Annotated in this window: 9 protein-coding genes; 1 reads left to right on the top strand and 8 read right to left on the bottom strand. The window is 73.3% G+C overall.

Annotated features, from left to right (window positions below; translation table 11 throughout):
- Positions 1 to 272: 272 nt before the first annotated feature.
- From ACIF6F_RS36405 to ACIF6F_RS36380, 6 genes are all read right to left on the bottom strand, one after another.
- Positions 273 to 431 carry a DUF6760 family protein gene (locus ACIF6F_RS36405; RefSeq protein WP_399957716.1) on the bottom strand — a complete coding sequence of 53 codons (159 nt, stop codon included), beginning with the start codon at positions 429 to 431 and terminating at the stop codon, positions 273 to 275.
- The gene (locus ACIF6F_RS36400; RefSeq protein WP_399957713.1) at positions 428 to 976 is read right to left on the bottom strand and encodes a hypothetical protein; all 549 of its coding nucleotides are present in this window, start codon (positions 974 to 976) and stop codon (positions 428 to 430) included. Before ACIF6F_RS36400 ends, ACIF6F_RS36405 begins: the two co-directional genes overlap by 4 nt.
- 31 nt (positions 977 to 1007) lie before the next feature.
- Positions 1008 to 1451, bottom strand: a complete 444-nt coding sequence (locus ACIF6F_RS36395; RefSeq protein WP_399957710.1) for a phage tail protein — start codon at positions 1449 to 1451, stop codon at positions 1008 to 1010.
- 37 nt (positions 1452 to 1488) lie between these two features.
- The gene (locus ACIF6F_RS36390; protein ID WP_399957707.1) at positions 1489 to 3075 is read right to left on the bottom strand and encodes a phage tail sheath family protein; all 1587 of its coding nucleotides are present in this window, start codon (positions 3073 to 3075) and stop codon (positions 1489 to 1491) included.
- Between the two features lie 165 nt (positions 3076 to 3240).
- Complete coding sequence (locus ACIF6F_RS36385) at positions 3241 to 7143, bottom strand: hypothetical protein (protein WP_399957704.1); 3903 nt, start codon at positions 7141 to 7143, stop codon at positions 3241 to 3243.
- A complete protein-coding gene (locus ACIF6F_RS36380; protein WP_399957701.1) occupies positions 7140 to 7907 on the bottom strand; it encodes a DUF4157 domain-containing protein in 768 nt (255 codons plus the stop codon). Before ACIF6F_RS36380 ends, ACIF6F_RS36385 begins: the two co-directional genes overlap by 4 nt.
- 310 nt (positions 7908 to 8217) lie before the next feature.
- Here ACIF6F_RS36380 and ACIF6F_RS36375 point away from each other — a divergent pair, with 310 nt between their 5' ends.
- Positions 8218 to 9492 carry a serine hydrolase domain-containing protein gene (locus ACIF6F_RS36375; protein ID WP_399957698.1) on the top strand — a complete coding sequence of 425 codons (1275 nt, stop codon included), beginning with the start codon at positions 8218 to 8220 and terminating at the stop codon, positions 9490 to 9492.
- 42 nt (positions 9493 to 9534) lie between these two features.
- On the opposite strand, the gene ACIF6F_RS36370 is transcribed toward ACIF6F_RS36375, so the two are convergent.
- Both ACIF6F_RS36370 and ACIF6F_RS36365 read right to left on the bottom strand, forming a co-directional pair.
- The gene (locus ACIF6F_RS36370) at positions 9535 to 11643 is read right to left on the bottom strand and encodes an ATP-binding protein (protein ID WP_399957694.1); all 2109 of its coding nucleotides are present in this window, start codon (positions 11641 to 11643) and stop codon (positions 9535 to 9537) included.
- Positions 11643 to 12365: a DUF4255 domain-containing protein gene (locus ACIF6F_RS36365; protein ID WP_399957690.1), complete on the bottom strand. Its 723-nt coding sequence runs from the start codon at positions 12363 to 12365 to the stop codon at positions 11643 to 11645. The genes ACIF6F_RS36370 and ACIF6F_RS36365 overlap by 1 nt, the downstream gene beginning before the upstream one ends.
- Positions 12366 to 12406 lie beyond the last annotated feature (41 nt).

Below are 12406 nucleotides of genomic sequence, written 5' to 3'. Positions count from 1 at the left end.
AACCCCTCAGGGTCCGTGACGAGCCCAGGCGCGCCGAACGTCAGCCGCTGCACCGGCAGTTCACGCCACCCGCCACCCGACTCACGCGCGACCCCGCCGGCACCGCCCCCGCCATCCGGACCCACACCGGCACGCGCACCGGCACCCGCATCGCCCCCCGACGGACCCTCGCCCGGACCCTCGGCCGGACCCTCGGCCGGACCCTCCGCCGAGCCCCCGCCCGGACCCTCGACCGAGAACCGCCCCCTGAGCCACCCCCACACCCCCACGGCTCACCGCCCTCCGGACGCCTGGCGGTTCAGGCGGGCGATCCGGTCGACGTACCGGCGGCGCTCCGCGTGCTCCAGGTCCAGGATCGGGTCCATGCCCCAGTGGAAGTGGTAGGCGATGTACGCGACTTCGTCGTACAGGGCGTCCGTCGCGTACGTCACGATTCCCCCAGGCGCCCACCTGCCAGGTCGACCGCGAAGCCGGTGGCGCAGGAGGGGCAGGTGACCTGGGCCCGCGTGTGCCCCTCGGCGTTGATCCGCCGGTAGAAGTCCTGGAGGAACGCCAGGTCGGAGGCGAAGAGGTCCTCGATGACCCCGGCATGGACGTCGGTCACGGAACCGATCCGCTCCACCACCCGCCCCAGCAGCACCACCGACAGGTACGCCGGGTTCTCGCGCACCCGGTCGTCCCGCAGCGGCACGAGCTCGTCGCGGGCGGTGGCCAGCCGCATGACGCCCGTACGGTGGACCTGGCCCGCGCCGTCCACGTACCCGCGCGGCAGCTCGAAGGTGAACTCGGTCCGCATGGTCTCGTGCACGGGCGCGACGGCCCCCGGCACGGCCCCCGGCACGGCGGCCGGCACGGCCGCCGCACCGCCCGCCCCGGCCGGCCCGTGACCCACGCCCTGCCCCGCCCCCTGCCCCGCCCCGGCGAACGGACCCTCCTGGGCCACCGGACCCGGCTCGGGCGCAAACTGTCGGCGCATCAGCGCACGCACCCCCGCCGCGCCCAGGCCGTCACGCCACGTCCATCTGCTCGTACGTGATGACGAGCTTCTCGGTCAGCACGCTCGTGTCGCCGGCCTTGAGCGAACTGATCTCCAGGCTCTTCGGCCACGCGTTGACCAGCGTGTACCGCTTGATCGGCACGCCCTCGTAGTCGAAGACGATGATCGCGCCGCCCTTGCGGGCGGTGGCCATCTTGCCGAAGCGGGCGTCCTTGATCCACTTCTCGAAGCTGTTGTCGGCGGTGAGGCCGCGGGTCAGCGTGACCTCGCCGGCCTTCGCGCGGCCCGGCAGTTTCTTGATCACGTATTTGCCGTCGGCCGTGTTCTGCTTCAGCTCGATGACGTCCTGCTCCATCTTCAGGCCCGACACCTCGTTGATCTGCTTGATCACGACGCCGTCGATCTCCAGCCCGAAGGAGTGACCGACGGAGGTGTCCATGTCGGGAAGCGCCACAGCAGTACCCCTAACCCCTTAAGTAACCAGCCCTGACTCACTCGTTGACGAGGCTCGTGCCGCCCGAGAACTGGGCGAGCCGGAAGATGACGAACTCGGCCGGCTTGACCGGCGCGATGCCGATCTCGCAGACCACCTCGCCGGCGTCGATGCCCTCCGCGGGGTTGGTCTCGCGGTCGCACTTGACGTAGAACGCCTCGTCGGGCGTGAGCCCGAAGAGCGCGCCCCGGCGCCACTCGTTGACGAGGAACGCCGAGATCGTGCGGCGGATCCGGGCCCAGAGCGCCTCGTCGTTCGGCTCGAAGACGACCCACTGGGTGCCGATGAGGATCGAGTCCTCGATGTAGTTGAAGAGCCGGCGGACGTTGAGGTACCGCCAGGCCGGGTCGGAGGAGAGGGTGCGCGCGCCCCAGACCCGGATGCCGCGGCCGGGGAAGGCGCGGATGCAGTTGACGCCGTTCGGGTTGAGGAGGTCCTGCTCGCCCTTCGTCAGGTGCACGGCGAGGTCCACGGCCCCCCGGACCACCTCGTTGGCCGGCGCCTTGTGCACGCCGCGGCTCTCGTCGTTGCGCGCCCACACGCCGGCCATCGCGCCGCTCGGCGGGATGAACTTCATCTGGTTCGGGGCCGCGGGATCGGCCACCTTGATCCAGGGGTAGTAGAGGGCCGCGTACTTGGAGTCGTAGCCCGCGCCGACCATCCGCCACTCCTTCACCCGCTGCGGGGAGAGGTCGGGCAGCGGGTCGACGATCGCGACGCGGTTCCCCATCAGCTCGCAGTGGGCGATCATCGCGAGCTGCACGGCCTTCACGCCCTCCGCGTCGAGCGCGCCCTGCTGGTAGGCGCTCATCAGGTCGGGCACGGCCAGCATGGTGATCTCGTCGACGGTCTCCAGGCCGGCGAAGCCGGTGCGCTCGTCGGCGCTGCCGATGTAGTCGCCGGGGCTCGCCGAGACGGGGACGGCGGGCACCGCCGGGGCCGGTGCCGGGGGCACCTCGACGGTCTGGTTCTCGGGGCGGGCCAGGACCTGGGCCGGGCCGGCGTCCTCGACGAGGACCAGCCGGGACCGCTCCCGGACGAGCGTGACGACGTAGTTGCGCTGGCTGCGCTTGGCGGAGACCTCCCAGGTCTCCTCGACGCGGTCGCCGCGCTTGACGTTCAGCGTGAAGGCGTCCTCCGCGGGGGAGTCGCCGGGGGCGTTGGCGACCTCGACGCTGATGCCCTCGCCGGTGCCCTCCAGGGCCGCGACCTGGAAGCCGCCGAGCGCGGCGCGGGGGCCGGCGGGCAGGGCGGCCTTGCCGCGTTTGCCGCCGGCGGATGCGGGGGCCGGTACGGCGGCCGGGGGCGCGGGCTCGTCACCGGTGCCGCCGACGCGGACGACGTAGCAGGTGCCGCCGCCGTTCAGGAAGTAGCCGTAGACCGCGTGGGCGAGGTAGGAGCCCTCGATGAAGTCGCCGAAGGTGCTGGTGAACTGGGACCAGTTCGTCACCAGGGTCGGGGCGTTGTACGGGCCCGCCGCGGCGAGTCCGACGAACGCGGCGACGGCGGTGCCGACGCCCTCGATCGGGCGCGAGCCGGCCTCGACCTCTTCGACGTAGACGCCTGGCGACTTGTACGACGGCATCCGGGCCCTCCCCTGGGACGTGACGGTCGCCCCCACCTTCCGCCCCGGCCGGGTGGCGGGTCATGACCTCCCGTACGGCCGCCGGGGAATCCCGATCTGCCCCTTCGGGCAAACCCGGTGCGTTCCGGGGCGGGCGCGGTACCGGGGCGCCGCAGCCTGGCCGGCTCAGCCGAAGCGAATGGTGACCTTGGCGTTCTCGTCCCCTTGGTGCCACGCCGGCGTGACGACCGTGCCCCATTCGCGGTGCTGCCCGGACAGCGGGGCGAAGCGCTCGTCCTCCCCCTTCTGTCCAGGGGACCACTGCGAGTTGGTGCCGTGCGCGCCGAAGGAGTACGGGTTCCTCACGTCGCCGTAGTCGAGGGTCGACGCGACCCGGGTGCCCGTGCCCTTGAGGCGCTCGTTCGCCCTCTCCAGCGCCTGCCGGAGGACCTCGGAGCACCGTCGGCAGGGCTCGAACGTCCCGGTGACCCGGAGGTGGATGTCGACGAGCTTCGGGCCGTTGTTCGAGGTCACCGACTCGATCCAGTGGACGACCTGGGCCTCGGCGTGGGTGGCGTGGTCGTCCTTCCTCCCGTCACCGATGTTCCACGAGTGCACGAACGCCTGCCGCTCGGTGAACTTTCCGCCCTGCGTGCCGAGCTCCGCCCGACCGGCGGCGCTGGAGCGGCCGGACTCCGGAGCGAACCGGCTCGTCGGCCCGTCGTGGACCGTACGCGGCGGCGGCACCGGCTGCTGGTTCACGGTCCCGTCCGGAGAACGCGGCATCCTGGCCGGGTCGATCGCGCTGTCGAAGGTGAGGGCCGCCTGCGCCCGCACAGCCATCGACACGCCCTTCACCCCGTCACCCCGCTGGTTCGGAAGGTGACTCGCCGGGTTGGCCGCCGAGGCACCCGACCCGCTCGATCCCGCCCGTTCGACCACCGCGTGGTACGGCACCGCCTTGCGCTCGGTCCCCTTGGCCAGGACGGCCTCCCCCCGCCACGGGGCGGGTCCCGACCCGAGCATGGTCTGGGCCAGCTTGTGCCTGCCACCCATGGCGAACGTGGCTTCTTTGAACTCCTTGAGCGTCGTCGGCTTGCCGCCCAGGGTCAGGAGTTCCTGCCTGGCGGCCTCGACGGCCACTTCGTCGGGACTGGCGGGTGCCTTGTTCGCGTTCTGCTTGGACTTCGGGTTGATCTCTCCCTCGATCGACCACACGCGCCCCTCGGGCACCGCCTCCAGCCTGGTGAGGCCGTAGCGCATCCGGATCGCCGCGAGCACCGGGGTGAGCACGGCCTTGGGGACCTTCTGCCCCGGCAGCGCGTTGACCGCGCGCAGGGCGGCCGCCATCGCCTTGTCCAGCCGGGCCTGCTTCCCCTCGGGAGAGTCGTCGCCGCCCTGAACCTTCGACTTCAGCTTGCGCAGGAGCTTCTTGCCGGCGCCCGCGATCTTGCCGACCACCCAGTCGACGGCCTTCATCACCGGGGCCTGGACCTTGGTCAGGATCTCCTTGATCTTGGCCGAGATGCCGCCCAGCCCCAGCAGGCTCGCCAGGAAGTCCAGGACCACCGGGATGGCCTTGGAGAGGGCGCCCTCGATCAGGGCCGGGACGCCGCCACCGCCGCCGCTCGCGATGCCCTCGACGGAGTCGAGCACCGAGTCCACGAAGGACTTGATCTGCGCCGCGCGGTTCACGAAGAACATCACCACGTCGTAGATCGCCTTGCAGGCCCGCACGAAGGCCGACGCCGGGTTCAGCAGCGAGACGATCCACGTGATGCCGGCCGTGACGATCTTCTCGATCACGAAGTCCTTGATCGCGCCGACGACCGTGTCCTTCAGGTCGGACAGCTTGTCGACGATCCACTTCCAGAGGCCGCCCACCCCCTCCGTGACCAGCACCTGGACCATCTCGAAGGTGGTCTCCAGGGCCTTCATCGCCGGCTCGCCGATCTGCGCCACGATCCGTGTGCGGATGTTGGACCAGGTGAGCCCCAGGATGGAGAGGATCAGCCGGATGATCCCCTTGGCGTCGAAGGTCTCCGGGATCTCGATGCCGCCCGCCGACAGCTGGCCGAACAGCCACTGCTTCAGGCCGTTCTTCAGGTGCTCGCCGATGCGGGCGGCGAAGCCCATGACGCCCGCCTTGACGGCGTTCACCAGGTTGCCGAGGAAGCCGATCGGGTTCGCGATGATCTTGTCGATGGCGCCGGCCGCCCGGGCCAGCACGCCCAGCAGCATGTCCTTCAGCTTCAGGACCGTCTCGACCGTGCCCGCGACCGCGTCCTTCGCCTTGCTCAGCAGGCCCTTGTTCGCCTCCTGGAGGGCCTCGATCTCCTTGTCGAGTTCGTCGCGCGCCGCGACGTACTTGTCCGCCAGGTCCTGCGCCAGGGACTGCGACTTCTCGGCGACCGAGGACTCCAGCGCCGAGAACTCTCCACCGATGTCGTTCGCCGCCTGCTGCGCGAACTGCCGCAGGCTCCTGGGCTGTTCCGCGACCTTCTCGGCGATCTTCTGCCTGCCCTGCGCGATCTTGTTCGTGGCGTCGGCGAGCCGCTTGCCGATGAGGTCCGCGATGTTCGAGATGACGTTGCGCATCTCGCGCTCGTAGACGCCGCGCGCCTCCGCGAAGATCTGGTTGGCGCGCGGCGGCGGGTCCAGCACCGCGTCCGCCACCCAGCGGGCCGCGCCCGCGATGCCCGAGTACCGCTCGTCCTTCCAGGCCTTCATCTTGGTCTGGTGGTCGGCGTCGAAGGCCGCCTTGGCTGCCTTCTGGCCCGCCTCGAAGGCCTGGTCCACCTCGGTGTCCAGGGCGCCGAGGAGGTCCTCGACCTCCTTCTTCGTCGCGTCGAAGATCCCCTTGATCTCGGCCGCGACCCGGGCCCGCTCCTGCTCCTCCTTCGACTGCGCCGCGCCCTGCCCCGACGCCACCTGCTGCGCCGAGCCGGCCCGGGCCGCCGTCATCGCCTGCACCCCGGCCGGCCCGGCCGCGGCCGCGCCGCCCTGCTCCGCGGCGATCCGGGCCGCCTCCGCCGCCCGGAACTGCTGGGGGGCGGTGGCCGCGTGGGTGTCGGCCTCCTTCTTGGCGTCCAGGGTCTGCCTGAACTGCTCCTCGTTGGAGTTCGCCAGCATGTCCGGGGTGACCTTGGCCTCCGCCAGCATGCCGTCGGTCTCCTTGGGCCCCGTGCTCAGATCGGTCTGCGCGGCCGGGGCGGGGGCCACCGAGGCCGCCTTGGGGTCCGGTGGCGCGAGCGTCGGCGGGGCCGGCTGCCCGGGCAGCGGAGTGACCGGCTTCTCCACCGCCTTCGACGGGTCCGGGGCCGCCTTGGTCTTGTCGGTGATGTCCTTGGCCGAACCCTCCTTGCCCGCCTTGACCTGGCCGGAGACCTGGGACTTGATGTCGTCCGTCTTCCCGGACTCGGTGAACTTGTCCGCCTCGTCGAGCGTCTTGGGGGCCTTGGCGGCGATGGCCGCCGACACGGCCGCGACGAAGGCCGCCTTGTCGAACGTGCCGGGCTTCGCCGCGCCCATCTCGCCCGCCTGGGCCTGCTTGGCCTGCGCCTCCTTGTCGTCGGCGGGCGGCTTGGCCGCATCCTGGGCGGCCTTGGCCTGCGAGGCGGCGGTCGGATGCTTGGTGAGCAGCGCCTTCTTGGCACGGAGGTCGTCCGCGACCCTCCTGAAGCGCGGGTCGGTGGCCGGTGTCAGCCCGCCGGGCGGCGCGGGCAGGGAGTCCAGCCGCTGTACGACGGGGCCCGCGTCCGGCACCCGTCCCGCGTCCGGCGCCCTCCCCGTGTCCGGCACCGTCTCCGCATCCGGCGCCCGCGCGGCGGCGGCCGTCCCTGCGGCGGCCGCGGCAACGGGCCCCGCCGCCGGCCCGGCCCCGGGGGCCGTGCCGCCCCCGGCCGCCGGCTTCGCCACCAGCCTGGACACCGCCGCGTTCCCCGCACGCGCCTGGAGGCGCTGGAGCGTACGGGCGTCCACGGGGCGCGGGCGGGCCCCGGCGGGCGTGCCGGACTGTACGGGCCGCCGCGGTCCGGCGCCGTCCCGTACCGGCTCGTCACCCGGGGACCGGTCCGCGGCGGTCTTCACTCCGCCGGCGCCTCGTCCTCTTCGGCCTCCTCGGCGCCGGCCCGCTGGACGAACAGGCCCTGCACGGCCGGGGCTTCCTCGACGCCCTCCTCGGCAGCGCGCTGTACGGGCTCCTCGGCATCCCGCTGTACGGCCGCCACGGCGCCGGACCCGGCCGGAGTGCCGCCGCCCTCCCGTACCGCCTGCACGGGCGCCGGCGCCGCCATCACGCGCTCGGCGTTGGCCACGGCCTCCCGCTCGAAGCGGTCGCCCGGGTCGCTGACCGTGATGCCCCCCGCGGTCTCGGTGCCGTCGACGGGGCCGGAGCGCTGCTGCACGACGTGCGTCAGCTCGTGGGCGAGGGTGGTGCGGCCCTGGTGGGAGCCGGGGTCGTAGGCGTCGCGCTGGAAGACGACGTGCGAGCCGACGGTGTAGGCGTGGGCGCCGACCTCCTTGGCTGAGTCGTGCGCGGCGCCGTCGGTGTGGACCCGTACGTCGCCGAAGTCGTGGCCCAGCCGGGCCTCCATGTCGGACCGCACCTCCGGGTCCAGAGCCTGGCCGCCGGAGCCGACCACGCCGTGCACGGAGGAGCGCTGCACGGAGGCCGAGGCGGCCCTGTTCCCGAGCGCCCGCTGGAGGCGCAGCATGCCGCCGGGGCCGAGTACGTCGGCCCGTCCGCCCGCCGCCGCCTTGAGCAGCAGCGCGTCCGGGGCACGGTCCTGGTCCTGCTCCGCCTTGGGCCGGGGGCCCTCGGAGCACTCGCCGTCGTGCTCGTGTTCACGCATGTCGTCGCCTCCCCGGACCACGATCCCGCCGCCCGCCCGCCGGGTCCTTCACCCGCGCAGCCCCAAGAGGGCACCGCTTACTGCCCTTTGAGGCAGTCGCCCTACCCCTTCCTTACGCCACCCCTGCCGGGCATGGGCCCATGCCCGGCACGCCACTCCCCCCGGGACACGGCTGCGGCGGGGGCTCTTCTGGCACCACACACTGGCCTGACGGCCCCCCACCAGCGGTGAACGGCTCGTCGTGCGGCCTCGCGGGGGGCGTGCCTACGCTGGAGGACGGAGCCCTGTCCCTGGTGGAGAGGAGACCGCCGTGCGGTACTGGGGAAAGCGTCTGCGCAGGACCTGGCCGGCCGTCGCGGCCGCCGGACTGATCGCCGTACCGGCCGTGACGGCGACCGCGGGAAACGCGTCCGCGCAGGCCGGAACCGGTCTCCCGCCCTCCGCCTCCGCGGTGCCCGGCGACTCCTCGTCCGACGTGCCCGACAGCGACTTCACGACCCTCACCCCCGCGGTCATGCGCCAACTCGACACCGAGATCAGGCGCGTGATGCGCAAGGCGAGCGTCCCCGGCGTCATCGTCCACGTCTCGGCGCCCGGGAAGGGCACGTACGTGAAGACCTTCGGCGTCGCCGACAAGTCCACCCGGCAGCCGATGAGCCCGAACCTGTACATGCGCATCGGCAGCGAGACCAAGACCTTCACGGTGACCGCCGTGCTGGAGCTGGTGGACCAGAAGAAGATCGGCCTCGACGACCCGATCTCGAAGTACATCGACAACGTGCCGAACGGCGACAAGATCACCCTGCGGAACCTCGCCGGCATGCGCAGCGGCCTGTACAACTACTCGCTCGACCCGGACTTCCAGAAGGCCTTCTTCGGCAACCCCGACCGGCCCTTCACCCCGCAGGAACTGCTCGAATACTCCTTCAAGCACCCGGTGTCGTTCCAGCCCGGGGCGCAGTTCGACTACTGCAACACCAACCTCATCCTGCTGGGCCTGGTGGTCGAGAAGATCACCGGCCGCCCGCTCGACGAGGTCATCGAGAAGGACGTCGCGGAGCGCGCCGGGCTCGACCACACCAGCTTCCCGACGAACGCGGCCTTCCCGTCGCCGCACGCCCAGGGCTACACGAACCAGACCCTGAGCGGGGAGGTCGAGAACTCGACCGACTGGAACCCCTCCTGGGGCTGGGCGGCCGGCGCCATGATCTCCACGCTGGACGACCTGACGCGCTGGGCCCGGGTGGTCGCCACCGGCACCCTGCTGACCCCCGCCACACAGGCGCAGCGGCTCCAGGCGCCGCCGACCACCATCCCGGGCGCCTACTACGGGCTGGGCATCTTCAACGTCCAGGGCTGGATCGGGCACAACGGCTCGCTGCCGGGGTACGAGTCCCTGACGATCTACCTGCCGGGCCCGGACGCCACGATCGTCGTGCTGATCAACACCGACATCACGTACCAGGGGCAGGAGCCGACCACCCTGTTCGGCCAGGCCATCACCCAGGTCGTGTCGCCGAAGCACGTGTACTTCCTGCCCGCGGCCAACCAGGCCCCGTCGACGGCGAGCCCGTCCGGCTCCTGACCCCGCGTCGGACCCCCGACCCGGCGTGCGCAGCGCCGGAGGTCACCTCGCCCAGCGCACGTACGGGCCGAACTCGCTCTCCAGACACAGCCGTCCGAGCTTGCGGTACTCCCGCGCCACCGCCGCCACCAGGTCCGCCATCGCCACCGGCCGCCCCGCGTCGGCCGCCAGGTAGGCGGCCGTCACCGCGGCCGACCGGATGTCGCCGCCGGCCAGTTCGAAGGCCCTCCCGCAGAACTCCAGGTCCAGGTCCTCCCCGCGGGGCAGCGAGAGCCCGAGGCAGCGGTCCCACAGCGCGGTCCGCTGCACGGCGTCCGGCAGCGGGAAGTCCACCAGGAGGTCCAGGCGGCGGGTGAACGCCTCGTCCAGGTTGGCCCGCAGGTTGGTGGCCAGCACGGCGAGGCCGTCGAAGGTCTCCATCCGCTGGAGCAGGTAGGCGCTCTCGACGTTCGCGTACCGGTCGTGCGCGTCCTTCACCTCGGACCGCTTGCCGAAGACCGCGTCCGCCTCGTCGAAGAGCAGTACGCCGTTCACGCCCGCGGCCTCGGTGAAGATGCGCTCCAGGTTCTTCTCGGTCTCGCCCACGTACTTGTCGACCACCGTGGCCAGGTCGACGGTGTACAGGTCCAGGCCCAGGGCCCCCGCGATCACCTCGGCCGACATCGTCTTGCCCGTACCCGAGTCCCCGGCGAACAGCGCCATCACACCGCGCCCGCGCCCGCCGCCCGGCCGCATCGCCCAGTCCCCGAGCACCCGGTCCCGGTGCCGCGCCCGCGCGGCGAGCTCCCGCAGCTGGCCCAGCACCACGGGCGGCAGCACCAGGTCCTCCCAGCCGACGCCCGGGGTGATCCGGCGGGCCAGCCGCTCCAGGCCCGAGGTGTTCTGGGCCCGCGCCCCCTGGAGCACGTGCGCCTCCGACACCGGACCGCCGCCCAGCACCGCCTGCTGCCGCGCCGTCTCGGCCGCCCGCTCCATCTGCTCCGGCGTCAGGGCGAACGCCGACACCGCGCCGCCCACGCCCGTACCCAGCACCGCCTCCCACAGCGCGGCCCGCGCCGCCGCGCCCAGCCGCTCGACCTCCACCAGCAGCGGCACCCGGTCCGACCAGGCCGGGTCCCAGCCCGCCCGCCCCGCGAGCAGCACCGGCACCGGCAGCCCCGCCACCGCCCGCAGCAGCTCCGGCTTCTCGCCCAGCTCCTCCACCGGGCCCGCCACCAGCCCGGCACCCGCCAGGGCGGCCTCCCGCCCGGCGGCGGCCACCAGCGCCCCCGCGTCGGCCTGCCGGGCCAGCCTGCCCAGGTCCAGTACGAAGGCCCCGCACCCGGCCCCGGCCAGCGCCTCCACCCCGAGCGTGAGCGCGACCCCGCCGGCGGCCTCCCGCACGTACACGAGCCGCACGGCGGCGCCGGCCCCGGGCACGGCCTCGCCCCCGGACCCCGCACCCACCCCGGGCACCACACCAACCCCAGACCCCGCACCCACCCCGGACCCCACCCCCGCCCCGTCCCCCCGCAGCGCCCCCGCCAGCCGCTCCGGCAGGTCCCCCAGCGCCCCCGCGGGCAGTCGGCCCGGCCGCCCCGGCACCAGCAGGTCCACCAGCACCGGATCCGGGGTGTCGTCACCCAGCAGGTACGCCGCCACCCGGTCCGGCACCCGCAGCGAACGGCTCAGCAGCGGCCGCTCCGGCTCCTCCACCAGCAGCAGCCCGCGCGCCACCAGCGGACCCGCCGCCGACAGCCGGGCCCGCGCCCCCGCGGACACCGCCGGCACCCCGCACAGGTTCAGCGCCAGCCCCACGCTGGGCCGGCGCCGGGTGACGTCGTCGTTGAGGTACCCGTACAGCGGCTCGAACCGGCGGTCCAGATCGGGCGCGAGCGCGATCAGCAGCAGCTCCACGTCCAGCCCGCCCAGCCCGAAGTTCCGGGCCAGCAGCGCCAGCCGGGAGCCCTCGGGCGCCGGACCGTCCCAGCCGGGCAGCGCGTCCGGCTCCGGCAGCGCATCCGGCTCGTCCAGGATCCGGCGCACCGCCTCGTCCGACAGGTACAGCCCCCGGAAGGGGTCGTCGGGCTCGGGGTCCCCGGCCCGCCGCACCTCCACGGCCCGGCGCACCCGCGCCTCCACGACGGCCAGCCGCGCCAGCAGGTGGTCCATCAGCGCCGCCGCCGGGCCCGCGCCCGAGGCCCGGGCACGCGGGACACCCCGGGGTCGCCGTCAGCCGGTACCCCCGCGCCGTCGCCCGGCACCCCCTCGCCCTCCGCGCCCCCACCGGGATCCCGGTCCCCGGCCGGGCCGTCCCCGTGGACGTCGGACATGTTCACGGCCAGCCCCTCCTCGACCGGCGGCCCGGCCTCCCAGACCGGCGCCGTCGCCACCGGCGCGCTCACGACCACGTCCAGCGACGGCTTCAGCTCGCCCCCGAGCGCCGACCAGACGTCGGCGAAGGCCCGGTCCTCCGGCGGCGGCAGCGCGATCGACACCGGCACCGGCAGCCCGGTCGACGCCAGCTCCGGGCCGAGTGCCGCGGCCGGCAGGGCCTCGTGCCGCAGGAAGCAGGCCAGCAGCGCCGACAGCAGCCGGTGCTCGTCCTCGGGCCGCTGCGTCCACGCGCTGATCAGGTACGACAGCTTGAAGTAGCGCGGCGGCAGCGTCCGCGCCGTCACCCGCCCCTGCTCGTCGTAGAGGTTCCGCCGCCCGCGCGAGCGGCGCCGCATGTCCTCGCGGATGTCGTACAGGTACAGGTTCACCGTCGGCGTGTTGCGCCGGGCCGCCCAGTCACGGGTGGGCGCGTCGAAGACGACCTCCACGTCCGCGCCCTCGCCCAGCGCCTCGCCGCGCACCAGAGCCCGCAGCGCCTCGTCCACCTCGTGGATCACCCACGCACCTCACGCATCATCAGAACCGCAGCTCACATGTC

Source organism: Streptomyces sp. NPDC086023, from assembly GCF_044540325.1.
Taxonomy (GTDB): Bacteria; Actinomycetota; Actinomycetes; order Streptomycetales; family Streptomycetaceae; genus Streptomyces.
The sequence above is the reverse complement of the archived record's forward strand: the minus strand, read 5'-3'. Positions and strand labels throughout refer to the sequence as shown.